The sequence below is a fragment of the Agromyces sp. NPDC058484 genome, assembly GCF_042720415.1.
Taxonomy (GTDB): domain Bacteria; phylum Actinomycetota; class Actinomycetes; order Actinomycetales; family Microbacteriaceae; genus Agromyces.
The window spans coordinates 54,331-74,371 of sequence record NZ_JBHXMP010000002.1 but is presented as its reverse complement, the minus strand read 5'-3'; the positions used below and the strand labels follow the sequence as shown (position 1 = coordinate 74,371).

Here is a 20,041-nt window from a genome sequence, read left to right as displayed (position 1 = left end):
CTTGGGGTCGGGGTTTTTTGGGTGGCGGGGGGCAACCCCCCCCCGGCCGTGGGTGCTTGGCGCGAAATCGGGGGTTAACCCCGCCCCCCCCGTGGGGGGGGGCCCCGCCACCGCGCCGCCGCCGTGGACGGGCACGTAATCGGGGAAGAACGACGTGTGTGCGCCGACGGCGCCATTCTCACCCGGGTGCTGCACTGCCACGAACACCATCTGCTCCCGGTCGTGGATGACCGGACCGCAGGTCTCCGACTCGCGGGGCACCGCGAGGAACTGCTGCACGTTGCCGCGCTCCTCCCCCTCGAGCGGAACCCGGAAGAGCCCGTCGTTGTAGCCGATCGTGCCCGGCTGGCCGTCGGTGGAGATCCAGAGGTTGCCCTCGGAGTCGAACGCGACGTTGTCGGGGCAGGAGATCGGCGAGACGAGTTCGGTGGGGAACCCGGCGAAGTACGTGTTCTCGTTCGTGGCGGGATCGCCGCAGAGCAGCAGGATGCTCCAGCCGAAGCGCTCGCCGGCCTGGCCCTCGATCTCGGTGAGCTCGATCACGTGGCCGTAGCGGTTGCCTGCGACGGGGTTCACCTCGTCGACGGGCGCGGACGAGCCGCGCGTGCTGTTGTTGGTGAGCGCGAGGTAGACCTTGCCCGTGCGGGGGTTCGGCTCGACGTCCTCGGGTCGATCCATCTTCGTGGCACCCATGAGGTCGGCCGCGAGGCGCGTGTACACGAGCACCTGCTCGGTCGTCATGCCGGGCACCACGCTCTCTCCGTCGCGCGTGAGGGCGATCCACTCACCGCTGCCGTCGAAGGCCCCGTCGCTCGGGAGGGCACCCGTGCCGGTGATCTCCGCGGTCGGAGAGTTGCCCGAGAACCGCGCGACGAAGAGGTCCCCCTCGCTGAGGATCCGCATGTTCTCCCGCCGACGCACCTTGCTCGGGCCCTTGTTGCCGCGGAATCGGTGCTTCGACACGAACTTGTAGAGGTAGTCGTTGCGCTCGTCATCGCCCATATAGGCGACGACCCGTCCGTCGCGGCCGACGATGACGTTGGCGCCCTCGTGCTTGAACCGCCCCATCGCCGTGTGCTTCACGGGGGTCGACTCGGGGTCCTCGGGGTCGATCTCGACGATGTAGCCGAACCGGTTCGGCTCGTTCACGTAGTCGGGGTCGTGCGCGTCGAAGCGGGGGTCGTAGGTCTCCCACCCGGTCTCGGTCGCGGTCGTGGCGCTGCCGCTGTACCGCCGCTGCTCGGGGGTGTCCGCGGCCCAGGCGAAGTAGCCGTTGAAGTTCTCCTCGCCCGAGAGCACCGTGCCCCACGGCGTCGTCCCGCCTGCGCAGTTGCCGAGGGTGCCCCTGACCCAGCGGCCCTCGGGGTCCTCCGCCGTCTTCACGAGGTCGCTGCCGGCGGCCGGACCCGTGAGCTCGAACACGGTCTCGACGGTGACGCGACGAGAGCGCTTGCCGTCGACGACGTACGACCACGGCTGGCCGCGCCTGCGGCGCTTCAGCTCGACGACCGCCATGCCCATCGCGGCCTTGTAGATGTCACCGCGCCGCTGCAGTTCGGCCGGGTCGCTCGTCGGCGGGAACATGATGTTCGGATTGACGTACTCGTGGTTCGTGACGAGGACGCCCTTCTTCTCGTTCGAGTCGACGATGATGTCGAGGTAGTCGTTGTTGTAGCCGAACTGGCCGGCCTGCGCCTCGGCGGTCTGGTTCTCGAAGTCGAACGCCGGTGTCGACGAGAACAGCGGGTCGCCCCAGCGGATGATCGGCTGCCACGTGAACCCGTCGGGAACCGTGACGTCGTCGACGAGGCGGTCGACGGGCGCGATCGGACCGAACGAGAGCCCGCCACGGCCTCCACCCGGACGGCCCCAGTGCGCGTGCGCGGCACCCGACGGTGCGACGACGTTGCCGACCGCGAGGCCGATGGCGCCGGCGGCGCCCAGCCCGAGCAGGGCCCGACGCGAGAGCGCGACCGAGGCGATGTCACGGAAATGCGGGTTGGCCGACGTGTTGCACTCGGGCCCGAGGCATGCGTCGGCGCACTTCAGACGGCAAGTCACCGGCGACCGCTTGCCCTTCGCGTGGTCGATGATCGGAAGGGAACGGCGGGTGTCTTCGGTCAGTGACATGGTGCTCCTCACTCGCAGGATTCGTGCTGCGTAGAGGCTCGTGACGAGCGACGACGAATCGGCGACCTGTGGGTGAACGTGCGGTGGCGGCACGGGGAACGATTGGACCCCGAACGAGCAACGCGCGGTCGGGTCCTAGCCGGCCAGGGCCGCGGCGACCCCGTCGATCGGCACGGTCACCCGGTCGCCCGAGGCGCGATGCCACACCTCGACGACGCCGTCGGCCACGCCGCGACCGGCGATGACGACCTTCGGCACGCCGATGAGCTCGGCGTCGCCGAACTTCACGCCCGGCGAGACCTTCGGGCGGTCGTCGAAGAGCACGTCGAGTCCGGATGCCTCGAGCTCGCCCACGATCGTCTCGGCCGCGTCGAACGCCGCCTGGTCCTTGCCGGTGGCGACGACGTGAACGTCGAACGGCGCCACCGACGCGGGCCAGACCAGGCCCTTCTCGTCGTGGTTCTCCTCGGCGAGGATCGCGAGGATGCGCGTCACGCCGATGCCGTACGAACCCATCGTCACCGTGACGAGCTTTCCGTTCTCATCGAGCACCTTGAGCCCGAGCGCCTCGGCGTACTTGCGGCCGAGCTGGAACACGTGCCCGATCTCCATGCCGCGGGCGAGCTCGACCGGTCCCGAGCCGTCAGGGGCCGGGTCGCCGGCCCTCACATCGGCGGTCTCCACGACGCCGTCGGCGACGAAGTCGCGCCCCGCAACCAGGCCGAAGACGTGCTTCTGGTCGAGGTTGGCGCCCGTGATCCACTCGGTGCCCTCGGCCACGCGCGGGTCGACCAGGTAGCGGATCCCGGTGCTGCCGCCTTCCCCCAGCACGGCGCCCGTGGCCGACCAGGGCCCGATGTAGCCCTTCACCAGGCCGGGATGCGCGGCGAAGTCCTCCTCGGTCGCCGGTTCGACCACGGACGGGGCGAACACCACCTCGACGCGCTTGAACTCGACCTCGCGGTCGCCGGGCAGGCCGACCACGATCACCTCCCGCGTGCCGTCGAGGTGCGTGACGGCGAGCACGACGTTCTTGAGGGTGTCGGCCGCGGTCCAGGCGCGGCCGTCGGGGCGCGGATACGCGCTGTTCGCCAGGTCGACCAGCGTGGCGATCGTGGGGGTGCCCGGCGAGTCGAGCACCACCGGGGCAGGCAGGTCGTCGGTCGGGATCGATTCGGGGACGACCGTCGTGAACGCCTCGATGTTGGCGGCGTACCCGCCGGCCGAGCGCACGAAGGTGTCCTCGCCGACCGGTGTCGGGTGCAGGAACTCCTCCGACTTCGAGCCGCCCATCGCCCCGGCATCCGCCTTCACGATGACGTACTCGAGGCCGAGCCTGGTGAAGATGCGCTCGTAGGCGTCGCGCTGCGCCTGGTAGCTCGCGTCCAGCCCCACGTCGGAGGCGTCGAACGAGTACGCGTCCTTCATCGTGAACTCGCGGCCGCGCAGGAGCCCCGCGCGCGGGCGCGCCTCGTCGCGGTACTTGTCCTGGATCTGGTAGATCGTGAGCGGCAGGTCCTTGTACGAGGAGTACAGGTCTTTCACGAGCAGGGTGAAGACCTCCTCATGCGTCGGCGCGAGCAGGTAGTCGGCGCCCTTGCGGTCCTGCAGCCGGAAGAGGTTCTCGCCGTAGTCCGTCCACCTGTTGCTGATCTCATACGGCTCGCGCGGCAGGAGCGCCGGGAAGTGCACCTCGTGCGCGCCCGCCGCCGCCATCTCCTCGCGCACGATCGCCTCGATCTTCGCCTTCACACGCAGGCCGAGCGGGAGCCACGCGAACACCCCGGGCGCCTGCCGGCGGATGTAGCCGGCGCGCACCAGGAGGCGGTGGCTCGCGACCTCCGCGTCGGCGGGGTCCTCGCGGAGCGTGCGGAGGAAGTAGTTCGAAAGGCGAGTGGGCACCCGAACAGTCTAGGAGGCGCCGGATGTCGCGACCGGCGTCACTCGGCGAGGATGAGGTGCAGGGCGCGACGCGCTTCGTCGATCTTCTCGGCCGCCGCGGTGCGCTGGGCATCGGTCGCCGCATAGCGGAACTGCCCGACGACGCCCATGAGCCTGCGGACGCTCTCGAACAGGGCGACGGCGGACTCGGTCGGACGCGGCACGTCGGACCACGCCTGCGCGACCTCCTCGGCATGGTCGGTGATGTACTCGCGCCCCGCGTCGGACAGTTCGTACTCGGTGCGGCGACCCTCGCCCCGCGGGGCGATGAGCTCCTCGTCGACGAGTTGCTGCAGCGTGGGATAGACCGAGCCCGGGCTGGGACGCCACGCATCGTGCGTCTTCGCGGCGATGGCCTTCATGATGCCGTAGCCGTTCAAGGGGCCCTCGGCGAGGAGCGACAGGATGGCCGTCCGCACGTCGCCCTTGGCGCGACGACGGCCGCCGGGCGCCCCGAATCCGCCGAGGCGCGGCATGCCGGGTGCGCCCCAGCCGCCCCACGGCTCGCCGCGGAATCCGTGGCCGTCATGGTGATATCGACCCTCGTGCGGGTGCCTCTGGGAAGAGTTGGGGTTGTGGTGTTCGCGTCGCATGAGCGCAGACATCCTTTCGTCGGGCTCTCGAAGGAGAGATTACGTAACTTCTGCGATACGTCAACGATATATCGTTATGTTCCTCAGGTCAATCGCTTCGCGGACGATCCGTCGGGACCGCTGAACCCGCCCATAGGCTGAGCCCATGCCCGATCGCCGCGCCCACATCGCCGCATCGGCCGCGCAGAGCGAGCTCGCCGCGGCGCTCGCCGCACTTCGGGCTGAGCTCGATCTGCCCATCGAGTTCCCGCCCGAGGTGCTCGCCGAGGCGGAGGCTGCGGCATCCGCGACGCCGGCGCCTGAGGTCGACCGACGCGATCTCCCCTTCGTGACGATCGACCCTGCAGGATCGAGGGATCTCGATCAGGCGCTCCACCTCGCACGGAACACACGCGGCTATGCCGTGCATTATGCGATCGCGGATGTCCCGGGCTTCGTGCGCCCCGGCGGCGCCATCGACCTCGAGGCTCGTGAACGGGGGCAGACGCTGTACGCGGCCGACGGCCGAATCCCCCTGCATCCGCCGGTGCTCAGCGAGGACCGCGCCTCGCTCCTCCCGGGCGTCGATCGCAGCGCCTTCGTGTGGTCGTTCGAACTCGACGCGGACGGCACGGTGCGGAGCACCCGCCTCGAACGCGCGGTCGTGCGATCGCGCGCGCAACTCGCCTACCACGAGGCGCAGGCGCATATCGACCATGGCACCGGCGACCCGTCGCTTTCGCTGCTCCGCGACGTCGGCCGACTCCGCGTCGAACGGGAACGGGCGCGCGGTGGCGCCAGCCTCAACGTGCCCGACGAGGAGATCGTGCGTACGGAGGATGGGGGCTACGCCCTCGAGCTGCGGCGCCTCCTCCCGGTCGAGGATTGGAACGCGCAGCTCTCGCTGATGACCGGCATGGCCGCGGCGGAGCTCATGATCGGGGCTCGCGTCGGGATCCTGCGCACCATGCCCGAGCCGGGGCCCGACGCGATCCAGGCGTTCCGCGCCCAGACGGTCGCGCTCGGACACCCATGGCCGGCGTCCGTCGGCTACGGCGAGTACCTTCGGGGCCTCGACCGCGAGGACCCCGTATGCCTGGCGATCATGGAGGCGGCGAGCGCGCTGTTCCGCGGAGCGGGGTATGCAGCGATGGATGGGGCGGTCCCGGCCGATCCCGCGCAGTCGGCTCTCGCCGCACCGTACGCCCACGTCACCGCGCCGCTTCGGCGCCTCGTCGACCGCTGGGGCCTCGTCATCTGCGAGGCGATCAGCGCCGGACGGGAAGCGCCGCAGTGGGCGCGCGAGACGCTCCACGAGCTCCCCCGATTGATGGAAGCCTCGTCGCGCCGCGCGTCGCAACTCGACGCCGGCTCGATCGCGCGGGTCGAGGCCGCGGTGCTCTCGGGCCGCGTGGGCGAGCGGTTCGCGGCGACCGTGCTCGCGATGCGCAATGGCAGCGCGGTGATCCAGCTCGCCGAGCCGGCCGTGACGGCGACGTGCTCCGCGACCGGCATGCGCCCCGGCGAGCTGATGCCGGTCGTGCTCATGCGTGCGGACATCCCATCCGGAACGGTGGAGTTCCGGCCCGCCGACGCCTGATCCACCGGATCAGACGCCCTCGTCGTCGTCTTCCTCGTCCTCCATCGCGAAGTGATCGAGCTCCTTCTCGTCCGCATCGGCGGCGTCGGTCTCGGGAGCATCGGGCTCGGCGTCCGCCGCGGCGTCGGGCGCGTCATCCGTGCCCTCGTGCAGCGTGCCCATGCCGTCTGGATACCCGGCCTCGTCGGGGTACTCGTAGTCGGTGCCATCGGCGCTCATCGCAGCCCCCTTCCCGAGCGGATGCCGCGGGGGCATCCGGTGCGCTCACCCTACTCGCGGCGCTCGCACGCGGCCACCGGTCAGCGCGATCGAAACCGCCGGAGGTGCTACGGGGTGAGCACCTCGGGGGAGCCCAACGGGGCATCCGCCCCCATCTCGTCGGCGATGCGGTTCGCCTCGGCGATGAGCGTCTCGACGATCTCGGACTCGGGCACCGTCTTGATGACCTCGCCCTTCACGAAGATCTGGCCCTTTCCGTTGCCGGATGCCACGCCGAGGTCGGCCTCGCGTGCCTCACCCGGTCCGTTGACGACGCACCCCATCACGGCGACGCGCAGCGGCACGGTCATGCCCTCGAGCCCGTCGGTGACGTCGTTGGCGAGCTTGTACACGTCGACCTGCGCCCGACCGCACGACGGGCACGACACGATCTCGAGCCTGCGCTCGCGGAGGTTCAGCGACTGCAGGATCTGCAGGCCCACCTTGATCTCCTCGACCGGCGGGGCGGAGAGGGAGACGCGGATGGTATCGCCGATGCCCTCGGAGAAGAGGATGCCGAACGCCGTCGCGCTCTTGATCGTGCCCTGAAAGCTCGGCCCCGCCTCGGTCACGCCGAGGTGCAGGGGCCAGTCGCCGCGCTCGGCGAGCAGCCGGTAGGCCTTCACCATGACGATGGGGTCGTTGTGCTTCACCGAGATCTTGAAGTCGTGGAAGTCGTGCTCCTCGAACAGGCTCGCCTCCCACACGGCGCTCTCGACGAGCGCCTCGGGCGTGGCCTTGCCGTACTTCTGCAGCAGGCGGGGGTCGAGCGAGCCGGCGTTCACGCCGATGCGGAGGGAGACGTCGGCCGCCTTCGCGCGCCGCGCGATCTCGCCGACCTGGTCGTCGAACTTGCGGATGTTGCCGGGGTTCACGCGCACCGCGGCGCACCCGGCGTCGATCGCGGCGTAGACGTAGTTCGGCTGGAAATGGATGTCGGCGATGACCGGGATCTGGCTCTTCTTCGCGATGATCGGCAGCGCCTCGGCGTCGTCGCGGCTCGGCACGGCGACGCGCACGATGTCGCAGCCCGACGCTGTGAGCTCGGCGATCTGCTGCAGGGTCGCGTTGATGTTCGGCGTCGGCGTCGTGGTCATCGACTGCACGCTGATCTGCGCGTCGCCGCCGACGAGCACCTTGCCCACCTTGATCTGGCGCGACTTGCGTCGGGGGGCCAAGACCTCAGGGACTTTGGGCATTCCGAGATTCACTGCAGGCACCATGCCAGTCTACGGCGCCGCATCGAGGCGGACGGCCGAGCGCGTCAGGCGCAGCCGTCGGCGACATCATGCTCCGGTTCATGCGTCACACGCAGCCCGACGCGACCGATACCGGCGCGGAAACCGAGGCGACGTAGTCGACCTGCGTGCCGTAGTTCTGCGCGGTCTCGTCCCACTCCCACTCCGAAAGGCCCACGCCGTACTTCGCGGCTCCGACCTGCGGATCGGGGACCTCGACGTGCTCGACCGCCCATCCGGAACATGTCCAGAGGTCGGGATCGATTCGGTCGCCGAGCGCATCGAAGGCGTCTCCGACGTGGACCCCGTCCCTGGTGACGAGCTCCTTGCCGCGCACCTCGACCTGATCGAAGTAGACCCGGAAGTCGGGTGCGCCCACCGTCGCATCGCCGAGGCGGGCCACGCCCTCGCCGTAGTGGATCTCGTCGACCTTCAACGCATCGTCCCAGATGTGCATGACCCCTGCCGCATTGTGGTTGCCGGCATCGTAAGGTTCCTCCTCCGGCGGTCCACCGAGCACCGCGGTGAGCGCGGCGAGGGCCTCGTCCACGGAGCCCGCGTACTCGAGCGAGCCCACCACGGTGCCGCCGGCATCGTGGAGCTCCAGCGCCTCCGGCCGCGCGACCAGTGCGGTCACCGTGGTGAGCGGGTCGACCGGCTCGGCGGTCGCGTCGCGGTGGCGGTAGGGAGCGGCGCCGCGGCATCCGGCGTGGGCGTGGGCGTGGGCGACGGGCCGACGCAACCCGTGAGGGCGAGGACGAGTGCGGTCGCGGCCGCGGTGAGGGCACCGGCGCGCAGGGGTCGGGTCATCGTGCTCCGTATCAGGACGGGAACCGCCCTGTGCGGCATCCGTACACATCATGCCTGAGGCGCGACCCCCCGCTACGCCGGACCGCATCACGATCCCGCAACGCGGACGGATCACCCCATGGCGTGCGGCGTCTGGCCGCGCCCGTCGACCCTTGGATCAGTTCACCACGGTCGCATCGAGGACCGGCACGGCTCGCTGACCCGGCTCGACGCGTGAGCGGTGTCGTTTCGAGATCCCGGCCGTCCCAGGCCCGCACCTCCGAACCGAATCCATCTTCGATGTCGGTGGGTGCTGAGATGATCGAACCATGGCAGAAACATTCGATCCCGGTGGCGAAGTCGCGCTGGCAGACCCGCTGTCAGAGGTCGACCCGACCGACATCGACATGCTCGACGTCGACGTGCTCGAGGAGTTGTTCGAGTATTCCGGTGGGTCGGCGTCGTTCGATGGGTTCGCGGTGATGTGTGCCGCATTGGACGCGGCCGAGCAGGCTGAGTTCGCTGTGAACCGGGCGATGGCCGCGCATCTCGATGCGGTGCGCGAGGCGCTCGCGATCGCGGCTCGGAACCCGGGCCTGTATCTGCGTGCGAACGCGGCGGCCGGGTCGGATGCAGCGGAGTTGGCGGTGCGGGCGGCGGCGGCCGAGTTGTCGATGCGGCTGCACGTTCCGGCGGGCACGATCCGCACTCGCGCGCACGAGGCGACGGTGCTGCAGGAACGGTTGCCGTCGGTGTGGGCCCGTTTCGCCGATGGCGCGGCCCCCTACGTCGATGCCCGAGTCGCGGTCGACACGGTCGCCGGTTTCGATCCCGGTGACGCTCGACTGGCAGAGGCCGACGTGGCGTTCGCAGCGGTGATCGGTACGGTGTCCACCTCCCGGCTCCGGCAGCGGGCCCGCGCCATCGGGGCGAAACTCGAGCGCGAGCACCTCGAGGCACGGCACACCCGGGCCTACGCGCAACGACGAGTCGTGGTCGAGCACGTCGATGACGGGATGGCGTGGGTGAGCGTGTACACGAGCTCGGTCGAAGCGGCACGCCTGTGGTCACGGCTCGACGCGACCGCTCGCCGTGACGTCGGCGTGGCCGGTGACGTACGCACCCTCGACCAGTTGCGCGCCGGTGCCGCCGTCGCCTGGCTGGCGGGTGATGGCACGCCGACCGCCGCCCGCGCCGAGGTCATCGTCACGATCCCGTTGCTGAGCCTTGCCGGCGCCGGCAGCGAACCGGCGACCCTCGACGGGGTCGGGCCGGTCGATCTCGCCACCGCCCGCCGACTGTTCGCCGACGCGCCCGCGTTCCTCCGCCTCGCGGTCGATCCGATCACCGCCGCCCCGCTCGCACTCGACCGCAGCCATTACCGGCCGACGAACGCGCAGAGAGTCTGGCTCGCACTCACCCACGGCCGTTGCTCCCGGCCCGGCTGCGATCGGCTCGCGGCGACCGCCGACATCGACCATGTGCTCGACTGGGCGGCGGGCGGCGTCACGAACGACGAGAATCTCGCCCCGACCTGCCGTGGCGACCATCGCCTCAAACACGCCACGCGATTCATCATCGAGAAGCCCCGCAATGGCACCACCACATGGCGAAGTCCCACCGGCCGCAGCTACACCCAGATCCCGCCCTTCTGAACAGGCCCACCGGAACCGGCCACGTGCTCGCTGCACGCAGGTCCATTCGGGAGCCGCCGACGGCATACCGTTACCGGTGGTCGATGCCATGTCTCCCGACAGCGGAGCCGTGAGCTGCCGAGAAGCCGCCGCGACGGAACGAGTAGGTGTTGCGCGGCAGGTCGGCGATGTCGCCGGCACACCGCCATCGCATGTCGGAGGCTGGTCTCCTCAGGCGACGTCGAAGCGATCGGCGCTCTCGATGAGCGCCAGCAGCGCCTCGCGGAACGCCGCGGGGTGTTCGAGATGCGGCGAGTGTCCGCAGTCGTCGAGCTCGAGCTCCGTGACGCCGCCACCGGTGGCGGCGTAGCGGTCGAGCACCGAGCGGGTCTGCGCGATCATCGGCTGCGGCGGCGCCACGTCGTCGCCCGGAACGGGTGCTTCGATCGACGCGATCGTCGAGGAGTCCTCGCTCGCGCGGAACTCGACGAGGATCTTCACGGTGCCGGGTGCCCCGACGGCCTCGCGGGACTTCTCGACATACTCGAGATAACGGTCCTGAGCATCCCGAGGGATCCTGCCGAAGATCCGGCACAACGACGAGCTCATCCCAGCTTCAGGCGAGGTCGTGGCCCTCCGCCGTGGACAGCGAGACCTCGCGAGCCGTGGCGGCGGTGAATCTGACCGCGAACGCCGGACGCTCCAGCGAGAGCTCGGTGACGACGCCCTCCCATCGATCGACGTATCGCTGTTCCCACGGCTCGACTCCGGCCCACTGGTGCAGGGTGCGGGGAGGGAAGTGGTTCCCACCTTCGACCATCGATCGACGGGCGCGAGTCCGAAGACCGTGAGCGCGGCCACCGCGTCGGCGGGAGCGGACAGGTAGTCGAGGTTTGCGACGGCGAAGCCTGCGGAGTCGCGGAGTTCCTACGAGTCGGGGCGCGCGACGAGCTCCGTCACGGTCGTGAGCGGATCGACGGGCTCGGCGCGAGGGCGACGGATCCGCTCAGGGCGAGCATGGCGACGAGCGCGGCGGGGTGAGGGTGCCGGCGCGGAGCGTTCGGGTCATCGGACCCCTGTTCCGATTCGTCGGCGTCCTGAACAACGCCGCTTCCCATCATGGCTACGGCGCAGCACCCCGGGGTGCCCGCCGAATCACGATTCCTGCTCGGAGGAAACCCTCCGCACGACCTTAGTTGCGCGCGACGCCGATGTTGACGGGAGCGACGAGGCGGAAACCTTCGGCGCCGTTCTTCCAGATCACGACGGAGTAGCCGTTGGTCTTGCCCGCGACCTCGGACGGCCCGAGCTCGGCGCCGGTCTCGACGGGCACCTCGACGTAGCCGTTGACGTCGTACGGCTCGCCCAACCGTCCGGCGAGCTCGCCGACGTCGTCCCCGACCTCGAACCCGGGTGCCGTCGTCATGGTGATGCCTCGCACCGTTGGGCCGGTGAGCTGCACCTCCAGATTCATGTCCGCGTAATCGGGCCCCTCATCGGGGATCCACGCGGAGTGGTCGTCATCGGCGAAGTGACCCATGTGATCGTCGGAAACCTGGAACTCGTCCCACCGGTACCGCGTCGCAGGCCGAGATTCGCAGCACGACCCCGGGTACTCCTCGACCGTGGGCTCGCCACCGAAGACCTCGCTCAGCTCCGCGACGAACTCCTCGGCGGCCAGGTCGTACGAGAGCGTCCGCACGACGACACCCGAGCCGTCCTCCAGGTCAAGCTGCTCGGGGCGCACGACGATCGACGCGATCGCCGGCTCCGCGGGTACGGTGCTCGGCGCCGGGCTCGGCTCAGAGGCCTGCGTCGAGGGTGCGGCCGTGTCCCGAGGGGACGATTGGCCGACGCATCCCGTGAGGGTCAGCGCGAGGATGATCGCGGCGGCGGGAAGGGCACTGGCGCGGATGGTTCGGGTCATCGGACTCCTGAGTCTGGATCGTCGACGTCCTCGGAGGACGTCTCTGACGATCATGCCTGCGGCGCGACACCCGGAGGTGCCGCGCCGCATCACGATTCCGTCTCGGAGCATCCGCTCAAGCGTTGCAGATCTCGAGTAGCGTCGCCTTCGGCGGCGCTCGTCGATCGCCGGGCCGACTACGAGACCCACTTCGTGTCCAGCGGCGGCTCGGTCGCCGCGACGACCTCGTCGACCGTGACGCCGGGGGCGAGCTCCACGAGCCGGAGCCCCTCGGGCGTGACATCGATGACGGCGAGGTCGGTGATGATGCGGTGCACGACGGCCCGCCCGGTGAGGGGCAGCGAGCACTCGTTCACGATCTTCGCCGAGCCGTCCTTCGCGACGTGCTCCATGAGCACGATCACCCGCTGGGCGCCGTGCACGAGGTCCATCGCGCCGCCGGGGCCCTTCACCATCTTGCCGGGGATCATCCAGTTGGCCAGGTCGCCCGCGGCCGACACCTGCATGGCGCCGAGGATCGCCGCGTTGATCTTGCCGCCGCGGATCATGCCGAAGCTCGTCGCCGAGTCGAAGTAGGCGGCACCGGGAAGCACCGTGACCGTCTCCTTGCCGGCGTTGATCAGGTCGGGATCGATCTCGGCCTCGGTCGGGTACGGACCGACGCCGAGGATGCCGTTCTCGGACTGCAGCACGACCGTGACCTCGTCGGGCACGTAGTTCGGCACGAGCGTGGGCAGGCCGATGCCGAGGTTGACGTAGGCGCCGTCGGGCAGCTCCTTCGCCGCGCGCGCCGCCATCTCGAGTCTCGTGAGCGCCATGTCAGTTCCCCTCCCGCACGGTGCGGCGTTCGATGCGCTTCTCGATGTCGGGTCCGACGACGACGACGCGATCGACGAACACCCCGGGCACGTGCACATGGTCGGGGTCGATCTCGCCCGGCTCGACGAGCTCCTCGACCTGGGCGATGCACACGCGTCCGGCCATCGCGGCGAGCGGCGAGAAGTTGCGTGCGGACTTGTCGAACACGAGGTTGCCGTGCCGGTCGCCCTTCAGGGCGTGCACGAGGGCGAAGTCGGTGGTGATCGCCTCCTCGAGCACGAACTCGCGCTCCTGGCCGCGCACCGTGAACGTCTGCACCGGCTTTGCCGGACTCGATACCGCGACCGACCCGTCGGCGTGGTACCGACGCGGCAGGCCGCCCTCGGCGACCTGGGTGCCGACGCCGGTCTGGGTGTAGAAGGCGGCGATACCGCTGCCGCCGGCCCGGAGCTTCTCGGCGAGCGTGCCCTGCGGGGTGAGCTCGAGCTCGAGCTCGCCCGAGAGGTACTGCCGCTCGAACTCCTTGTTCTCGCCGACGTACGACGACGTCATCTTCGCGATCCGCTGGTCGGCGAGCAGCACGCCGAGGCCCCAGTCGTCGACGCCGCAGTTGTTCGAGACGACGGAGAGACCGTCGACTCCTGCGTCGTGCAGCGCCCGGATCAACACCATCGGGATGCCGCAGAGACCGAACCCGCCGACGGCGAGACTGGCCCCGGCGGGGATGTCGGCGACCGCCTCCTGGGCGGACCCGACGACCTTGTCGAGAGTCACGATGCACCTTCCTGTATATCCGCCGCCTCGATGCGGGCACGGATCACAGGGATCACGCTACCTGTGTCCGAGGCCGACCCGGCGATCACATCGCGTCGGGCTGGCGGCACGGGCGCCGCACTCATCTCGCGCTCCATCCGCCGTCCATGGTGTAGCTGGCGCCCGTGACCATTCCGGCGTCCGGGCCGGCGATCCAGAGCGCGAGGCTCGCCACCTCCGCGGGCTCCACGAGTCGGCACACCGCCGTCTCCGTGAGCATGATCTGCGACAGCACCTCCGCCTCGGGGATGCCGTGCACCCGCGCCTGGTCGGCGAGCTGCTTCTCGACGAGCGGCGTGCGCACGTACCCGGGGTTGATGCAGTTCGAGGTGACGCCGTGCCCGCCGCCCTCGAGTGCGGTGACCTTCGAGAGGCCCTCGAGCCCGTGCTTCGCGGCCACGTACGCCGACTTGAATGCCGACGCGCGCAGGCCGTGCACGCTCGAGACGTTGATGATGCGGCCGAAGCCGCGTGCGTACATGCCGGGCAGGGCTGCACGGATGAGCAGGAACGGCGCCTCGAGCATGATGCGGAGGATGAGCGAGAACCGGTCGGGCTCGAAGTCCTCGATCGGGCGCACGTGCTGGATGCCGGCGTTGTTGACGAGGATGTCGGCGTCGAGGGACAGATCGGCGAGGGCGGCGGTGTCGGCGAGGTCGACGGGCCACGCCTCGCCTCCGATCGCCTCCGCGGTCGCGTTCGCCTGGTCTGCGTCGACGTCGGCCACGACGACCGTGGCACCGCGCGTCGCGAAGGCTTCGGCGCACGCGCGCCCGATGCCGCTCGCCCCGCCGGTGACCAGCACCCGCCGACCCTCGAATCCAGCCATGGGTGACTCCTCCACCTCGTCGTGCGGCTCGGCGGCAGGGCCGGCCGAATCCGAGTCTGCATTATGCACGAACGCACCGACAATAACGAGATGTGCAGCATCCACGTGCGGAAATGCACAACCCGCTCGTCCAGGCCGTCGGCGTCCGTCCAGCCCGGCCGACATAGACTTCCAGAGGGGCGATCCCCCCACGAAGACGAAGGAGTCCGACACCGATGAGCACCCCCGACGTCGTCATCATCGCTGGAGCACGCACCCCGTTCGCCCGCATCAACGGAAATCTCGCGGCGCAGACAGCGGTCGAACTCGGCACCGTCGCCATCCGCGGCGCGCTCGAGCGGGCCGGGGTCGCCGCCGACGACGTGGACGCCGTGATCATGGGCCAGGTGCTCCAGGCGGGTGCGGGCCAGAACCCCGCGAAGCAGTCCGCCGTCGCCGCGGGCATCCCGTGGCGCGTGCCGGCGACGACGGTGAACAAGGTCTGCCTGTCGGGCCTCGTCGCCATCACGGATGCCGCACGCCTCATCCGCCTCGGCGAGGCATCCGTCGTCGTGGCCGGCGGCCAGGAGTCGATGACGCAGGCGCCGCTGCTCATGCCCGGATCGCGCAAGGGCTACCCGTACGGCAGCGTCGAGATGCTCGACCACGCCGCCAACGACGGCCTGACCGACGCGTTCGACCACGCCTCCATGGGCGCGTCGACCGAGCGGTTCAACGCCCGCTACGGCATGACCCGCGCCGAACAAGACGAGATCGCCGCCGCGTCGCACGTGCGTGCCGGCGGCGCCCAGGCCTCGGGCGTCTTCGCCGACGAGATCGTGCCCGTCGAGATCCCCCAGCGCAAGGGCGACCCCGTGGTCGTCGCGGAAGACCAGGGCGTACGCCCCGACTCCACCGTCGAGGTGCTCTCGAAGCTCCGGCCGGCGTTCGCCGAAGACGGCTCGATCACGGCCGGCAACTCGTCGCCGCTCTCCGACGGCGCCGCTGCCGTGGTCGTCGCAAGCCGTGAGTGGGCCGAGGAGCGCGGCCTGGCGTGGCTCGCCGTCGTGGGCGCCGCCGGGCAGGTCGCCGGACCCGACAACTCGCTGCACTCCCAGCCCGCCAACGCCATCGCCGCGGCGCTCGAGAAAGACGGCGGCGAGGCCGGCGACCTCGACCTCGTCGAGATCAACGAGGCGTTCGCCGCCGTGTCGCTCCAGTCGATGCGAGACCTCGGACTGCCGGCCGATCGCGTCAACGTGCACGGCGGGGCCATCGCGCTCGGACACCCCATCGGGGCGTCCGGCGCACGACTCGCCCTGCACGCCGCGCTCGAGCTCTCCCGCCGCGGCGGCGGCAAGGCGGCGGTCGCGCTCTGCGGCGGCGGCGGCCAGGGCGAGGCGCTCCTGCTCTCGCGCTGAGCGCGGCGGGCGACTGCTGCAGGAAGAATCCGACTCCACTCGGCGCGTCGCCGCGCGACACGCCGCACGGTATCGGGTTCTTCCTGCAGTGGCACGACCCGGCAAGGGCGGATGTCACAGAGGCGGATGCCGCGAGCCGGCGCCGCGGCATCCGCCCTGCCGTCCGCCGCTCAGGCGTTCGGCCGGTTCGCGCGCAGCACCTCGAGGCGTGCGCGGTACTCGGTCTCGTCGATGTCGCCCTTCGCGAACCGCTCGGAGAGCGTCGACTCGGCGCTCGGGCCGCCACGCATCCACGGCGGGCCGTACGACCCGTCGGGGCCGCCGTGCGCCCAGTAGCGACGCCGGTTGCGGGTGACCAGGAAGATGATCAGCCCGATGACGAGGATCCAGAAGATCGGGATGAGGAAGAAGACCCATCCGAATCCGGCGGCCCACGGGCCGGTGTGGGTGGCCACCGCGGTGGTGGTGAGGGTGGCGAGCATGGTGTCTCCCGTGTTCGTGCGGCCCCGGAATGGGCCGTCGATGCCATGCTCGTGCGGCGGCGGCATCCGCGAATCCGCCGGTGGGAGGCACTTCGACTGCTCCGCCGGGAGCAGTGCGAGGCACGGATGTCGCCGCCGGATGTCGCCGCCGGATGTCGCCGCCGGATGTCGCCGCCGGATGTCGCCGCCGGATGTCGCGGCCGGATGTCGCGGTCGGATGCCGCGGCCGGCTGCCGCGACCGGCGCTACTGCCAGCCGGGCGCGACGAGGCCCGACTCGTACGCCACCACCACGAGGTGGACCCGGTCGCGGGCATGCAACTTCGCCATGATGCGCGAGACGTGCGTCTTCGCGGTGAGCGGGCTCAGCACGAGACGTGCCGCGATCTCGTCGTTCGTCAGCCCGTGCCCGACGAGCCGGAGCACCTCGCGCTCCCGGTCGGTGAGGGCCGCGAGGCGCTCCTCGTCGGGCGCATCGCGGAGGCCGACGGCCATGCGTTCGAGCAGCCGCTTCGTGACCCCCGGCGAGAGCAGCGCCTCGCCGCTCGCGACGACCCGCACGGCGCGGAGGAGGTCGACGGGCTCGGTGTCCTTCACGAGGAACCCGCCGGCGCCCGCGCGCACCGCCCGGGCCACGTACTCGTCGAGCTCGAACGTCGTGACGATGACGACGTGCACGCCGGCCAGCGCCGGGTCGGCGGCGATCTGCTCGGTGGCCCAGAGGCCGTCACCGCCCGGCATCCGGATGTCCATGAGCACCACGTCGACCGGTTCGCGCCGCACCAGCGCGAGGAGCTCCTCGCCGGTCGACGCCTCCCCCACGACCTCGAGGTCGTCCTCCGCCTCGAGGAGCGCACGGAACCCGGCCCGCACGAGCACCTGGTCGTCGGCGAGCGCGACCCGGATCATGCCGTCGCTCCCCACGGAAGGCGCGCCGTGACGCGCGTGCCGCCGCGCGGCGACGGGCCGACCTCGACGGAGCCGCCGAGCAGGGCGGCGCGCTCCCGCATGCCGAGGATGCCGCTGCCCTCGGCCGCGCCGCGGCTGCCGCGTCCGTCGTCGTCGACGGTGAGCAGCAGCTCGTCGCCGAGCCGCTCGACGGCGACGACGGCACGGGTGGCGTCAGCGTGCCGCACGACGTTCGTGAGCGCCTCCTGCGCGATGCGGAATGCCGCGAACTGCACCGCGCGACCCGGCGTCTCCTCGAGCCGATCGATGAGTTCGACGTCGAAGCCCGGCGAGCGCACGCCCGCCATGAGGCGCGGCAGTTCGGCGAGTTCGGCCTGCGGTGCGAGCGGCGCATCCGCCTCGTTCCTGATCACCCCGAGCACGCTGCGCACCTCCTCGAGGGCGGCCTTCGACGTGTCCTTGATGCTGCCGAGCGCCGTGCGGGCCTGTTCGGGATCGCGATCCATGAGGTGCAGGCCGACGCTCGCCTGCACGTTGATCTGCGACAGCGCGTGCCCGATGACGTCGTGGAGCTCACGGGCGATGCGCACCCGTTCGCGCTCCTCGGCGGTCTGCCGCCGCCTGGCCGCCTCGGCCCGGTACTCGGCGGCATGCACCCGCCGCACGCGGATGAACGCGCCGATGGCGAAGCACACGGCCAACAGCACGGTCGTGAGGGCGATGCGGAACGGATGCCACGACAGCCCGATCACCGCGCCGAGCGCGATCGCGGCCACCCACGCGACGAGGACCGACACGACCGCCCAGACGACTGCTCCGCGGACGACGGCCAGCACGATCGCGAACGCCAGGGCGACGTACGGCGGGCCGGCCTCGGGCGTGAACAGCAGGTCGGCGAGCGCGGCGGCCGCGACGAACGCGACCGTCGGGCCCGGGAACCGGCGCGCGCCGAGGAGGGCGAGCGGCCCTGCCGCGGCGAGCGCGACCTGGCCGAGGCCGGCGGCCCATCCGGCGTGCTGCCACACGGCGATGCCGATCGCGGCCGGCACCTGCACGAGGAAGCTGATGACGACGGGGACGAGCAGCACGACGATGGCGGGCGGCCCTGCACGACTCGAGTTCCAGGGCGGTCCGGGCGGGCCGCCCCACCGTCCGGGCGGGGTGCTCCACGGCGCGTACGAGTGCCCGTCGCGCGGCCCTTCCCACGAGGGCGGCTCGTGCCGTGGGGTGACAGGCATTCCCCGATCGTATCGCCGCGGCATCCGTGCTGGATCGGCCCGACGGAGGCTCAGCACCTACTCCCCCGGGAGTACCGGCCTCCCCCGGGAGTACCGGCCTCCCCCGGGAGCACCGGCGTCAGAACAATTGCACCGGCTTCACGATGTCGGCGTAGATCAGCAGCGCGCTCATGCCGCCGAGCACCACCACGACGGCGAGCGTGAGCGGCATGAGCTTCGCGAGGTCGACGGGGCCCGGGTCGGGGCGCCGGAACAGCTTCGCGAAGCCGCGACGGATCGCTTCCCAGAGGGCCCCCGCGATGTGGCCGCCGTCGAGCGGGAGGAGCGGGACGAGGTTGAAGACGAACAGCGCGATGTTCAGCGATGCGAGGATGCCGACGAGCCCCGCGGCCTTGGAGGCGAGCGGGATCTCGTCGAGGCTCGCGATCTCGCCTGCCACTCGGCCGACGCCGACCACCGAGATGGGCCCGTTCGGGTCGCGCTCCTCGGGTCCGAACGCCGCATTCGCGACATCGACCATGCGTTGGGGCAGGTTCAGGATGATTCCGGCGACGCCGGCAACACTGTCACCGACGACGGGGAGCACCGCGGTGGGGGGCTGCTGCACCGTTTCGGTGGCCGGACTGATGCCCACGAAGCCGACCTGCACGGTGACCGGGTCGCCCGCGGCATCCGTCACGGGCCGGCCGTCGTCGTCGGTCGCGTACCGTTCGCTCAGCATCGGCGTCACGGTGAGGGCGACCTCCTCGCCGTCGCGGACCACGACGAGCTCGACCTGCTCGTCGGGGTGGTCGCGGATGATCGCCGTCGACTCGTTCCAGCTGTCGATCGGCTCGCCCGCCACCGAGACGATGCGGTCGCCCGGCTCGAAGCCCGCCGCCGCGCCGGGTGCCGCCGGGTCGCCGGGCTCGCAGGTCTGGCGCTCGCTGGTCGCCGGCAGCGCACACTCGGACACCGCGCCGATCGTCGTGGAGGGTTGCGCGACGCCGAAGCCCACCAGCAGCACCCCGAAGAGCACCACCGCGAGCACGAGGTTCATGAGCGGCCCGCCGAACATGATGATGATGCGCTTCCACACCGGAAGCCGGTAGAACGCGCGATGCTCGTCGCCGGCGGTGATCGACTCGGTGCTGGAGTCGCGCGCATCCTGCACGAGCCCGCGGAGGAAGCCAGTCGAGTCGGCCTTCGCCTGCTCGCCCTTGGCGGGTGGGAACATGCCGATCATCGAGATGTAGCCGCCCAGCGGAATGGCCTTCACGCCGTACTCGGTCTCGCCCCGGCGCTTCGACCAGATCGTGGGCCCGAAGCCGATCATGTACTGGGTCACCTTGACGCCGAAGAGCTTGGCGGGCACGAGGTGGCCGATCTCGTGCAGGCCGATCGACACGGCGAGGCCGATCGCGATGATGACGACGCCGAGGATGAAGGCGAGCACGGAATCCACGTCGTCAGCGTACTGCCGC

General features: G+C 70.7%; 20 protein-coding genes. 3 read left to right on the top strand and 17 right to left on the bottom strand.

Going from position 1 to position 20,041, the window contains the following annotated elements:
- From ACFWN7_RS02825 to ACFWN7_RS02815, 3 genes are all read right to left on the bottom strand, one after another.
- On the bottom strand, positions 1 to 2,130 hold a 2,130-nt coding region (locus ACFWN7_RS02825; protein ID WP_376937167.1), incomplete at its 3' end, for a PhoX family protein.
- Between the two features lie 135 nt (positions 2,131 to 2,265).
- Positions 2,266 to 4,032, bottom strand: a complete 1,767-nt coding sequence (locus ACFWN7_RS02820; RefSeq protein WP_376937166.1) for a proline--tRNA ligase — start codon at positions 4,030 to 4,032, stop codon at positions 2,266 to 2,268.
- A gap of 38 nt (positions 4,033 to 4,070) precedes the next feature.
- Positions 4,071 to 4,664 carry a PadR family transcriptional regulator gene (locus ACFWN7_RS02815; protein ID WP_376937165.1) on the bottom strand — a complete coding sequence of 198 codons (594 nt, stop codon included), beginning with the start codon at positions 4,662 to 4,664 and terminating at the stop codon, positions 4,071 to 4,073.
- A 145-nt stretch (positions 4,665 to 4,809) separates the two neighbouring features.
- Between ACFWN7_RS02815 and ACFWN7_RS02810 the strand changes: the two genes are divergently transcribed.
- Entirely contained in the window at positions 4,810 to 6,243 is a 1,434-nt protein-coding gene (locus tag ACFWN7_RS02810; RefSeq protein WP_376937164.1) for an RNB domain-containing ribonuclease, read from the top strand.
- Positions 6,244 to 6,252: 9 nt separating this feature from the next.
- On the opposite strand, the gene ACFWN7_RS02805 is transcribed toward ACFWN7_RS02810, so the two are convergent.
- From ACFWN7_RS02805 to ACFWN7_RS02790, 4 genes are all read right to left on the bottom strand, one after another.
- Positions 6,253 to 6,462: a hypothetical protein gene (locus ACFWN7_RS02805; protein ID WP_376937163.1), complete on the bottom strand. Its 210-nt coding sequence runs from the start codon at positions 6,460 to 6,462 to the stop codon at positions 6,253 to 6,255.
- Between the two features lie 107 nt (positions 6,463 to 6,569).
- Positions 6,570 to 7,700, bottom strand: coding sequence for a flavodoxin-dependent (E)-4-hydroxy-3-methylbut-2-enyl-diphosphate synthase (ispG, locus tag ACFWN7_RS02800; protein WP_376937162.1), 1,131 nt, complete (start codon positions 7,698 to 7,700; stop codon positions 6,570 to 6,572).
- Positions 7,701 to 7,806: 106 nt separating this feature from the next.
- Complete coding sequence (locus tag ACFWN7_RS02795; RefSeq protein ID WP_376937161.1) at positions 7,807 to 8,376, bottom strand: hypothetical protein; 570 nt, start codon at positions 8,374 to 8,376, stop codon at positions 7,807 to 7,809.
- Positions 8,373 to 8,549: a hypothetical protein gene (locus tag ACFWN7_RS02790; RefSeq protein WP_376937160.1), complete on the bottom strand. Its 177-nt coding sequence runs from the start codon at positions 8,547 to 8,549 to the stop codon at positions 8,373 to 8,375. The genes ACFWN7_RS02795 and ACFWN7_RS02790 overlap by 4 nt, the downstream gene beginning before the upstream one ends.
- A 308-nt stretch (positions 8,550 to 8,857) precedes the next feature.
- Here ACFWN7_RS02790 and ACFWN7_RS02785 point away from each other — a divergent pair, with 308 nt between their 5' ends.
- Positions 8,858 to 10,183: a DUF222 domain-containing protein gene (locus tag ACFWN7_RS02785; RefSeq protein ID WP_376937159.1), complete on the top strand. Its 1,326-nt coding sequence runs from the start codon at positions 8,858 to 8,860 to the stop codon at positions 10,181 to 10,183.
- A gap of 210 nt (positions 10,184 to 10,393) precedes the next feature.
- Here the strand turns inward: ACFWN7_RS02785 and ACFWN7_RS02780 are convergent, their stop codons facing one another.
- From ACFWN7_RS02780 to ACFWN7_RS02755, 6 genes are all read right to left on the bottom strand, one after another.
- Positions 10,394 to 10,771 (bottom strand): alpha/beta fold hydrolase, encoded by a 378-nt coding sequence (locus tag ACFWN7_RS02780; protein WP_376937158.1) that lies wholly within the window; start codon positions 10,769 to 10,771, stop codon positions 10,394 to 10,396.
- Positions 10,772 to 10,778: 7 nt separating this feature from the next.
- Complete coding sequence (locus tag ACFWN7_RS02775; RefSeq protein ID WP_376937157.1) at positions 10,779 to 10,982, bottom strand: hypothetical protein; 204 nt, start codon at positions 10,980 to 10,982, stop codon at positions 10,779 to 10,781.
- Positions 10,983 to 11,354: 372 nt separating this feature from the next.
- The gene (locus ACFWN7_RS02770; RefSeq protein WP_376937156.1) at positions 11,355 to 12,089 is read right to left on the bottom strand and encodes a hypothetical protein; all 735 of its coding nucleotides are present in this window, start codon (positions 12,087 to 12,089) and stop codon (positions 11,355 to 11,357) included.
- Between the two features lie 176 nt (positions 12,090 to 12,265).
- A complete protein-coding gene (locus tag ACFWN7_RS02765; RefSeq protein WP_376937155.1) occupies positions 12,266 to 12,907 on the bottom strand; it encodes a CoA transferase subunit B in 642 nt (213 codons plus the stop codon).
- 1 nt (position 12,908) lies between these two features.
- Entirely contained in the window at positions 12,909 to 13,682 is a 774-nt protein-coding gene (locus ACFWN7_RS02760; RefSeq protein WP_376937154.1) for a CoA transferase subunit A, read from the bottom strand.
- A gap of 121 nt (positions 13,683 to 13,803) precedes the next feature.
- The gene (locus ACFWN7_RS02755) at positions 13,804 to 14,550 is read right to left on the bottom strand and encodes a 3-hydroxybutyrate dehydrogenase (protein ID WP_376937153.1); all 747 of its coding nucleotides are present in this window, start codon (positions 14,548 to 14,550) and stop codon (positions 13,804 to 13,806) included.
- Between the two features lie 215 nt (positions 14,551 to 14,765).
- Between ACFWN7_RS02755 and ACFWN7_RS02750 the strand changes: the two genes are divergently transcribed.
- A complete protein-coding gene (locus ACFWN7_RS02750; RefSeq protein ID WP_376937152.1) occupies positions 14,766 to 15,950 on the top strand; it encodes an acetyl-CoA C-acetyltransferase in 1,185 nt (394 codons plus the stop codon).
- Positions 15,951 to 16,120: 170 nt separating this feature from the next.
- On the opposite strand, the gene ACFWN7_RS02745 is transcribed toward ACFWN7_RS02750, so the two are convergent.
- The 4 genes from ACFWN7_RS02745 to ACFWN7_RS02730 form a co-directional block, all read right to left on the bottom strand.
- The gene (locus ACFWN7_RS02745) at positions 16,121 to 16,498 is read right to left on the bottom strand and encodes an SHOCT domain-containing protein (RefSeq protein WP_376937151.1); all 378 of its coding nucleotides are present in this window, start codon (positions 16,496 to 16,498) and stop codon (positions 16,121 to 16,123) included.
- Positions 16,499 to 16,677: 179 nt separating this feature from the next.
- Positions 16,678 to 17,340: a response regulator gene (locus tag ACFWN7_RS02740; protein WP_376937150.1), complete on the bottom strand. Its 663-nt coding sequence runs from the start codon at positions 17,338 to 17,340 to the stop codon at positions 16,678 to 16,680.
- Positions 17,337 to 18,578, bottom strand: coding sequence for a sensor histidine kinase (locus tag ACFWN7_RS02735; RefSeq protein WP_376937149.1), 1,242 nt, complete (start codon positions 18,576 to 18,578; stop codon positions 17,337 to 17,339). Before ACFWN7_RS02735 ends, ACFWN7_RS02740 begins: the two co-directional genes overlap by 4 nt.
- Before the next feature lie 118 nt (positions 18,579 to 18,696).
- The gene (locus tag ACFWN7_RS02730) at positions 18,697 to 20,022 is read right to left on the bottom strand and encodes a M50 family metallopeptidase (protein WP_376937148.1); all 1,326 of its coding nucleotides are present in this window, start codon (positions 20,020 to 20,022) and stop codon (positions 18,697 to 18,699) included.
- Between the last annotated feature and the right edge of the window lie 19 nt (positions 20,023 to 20,041).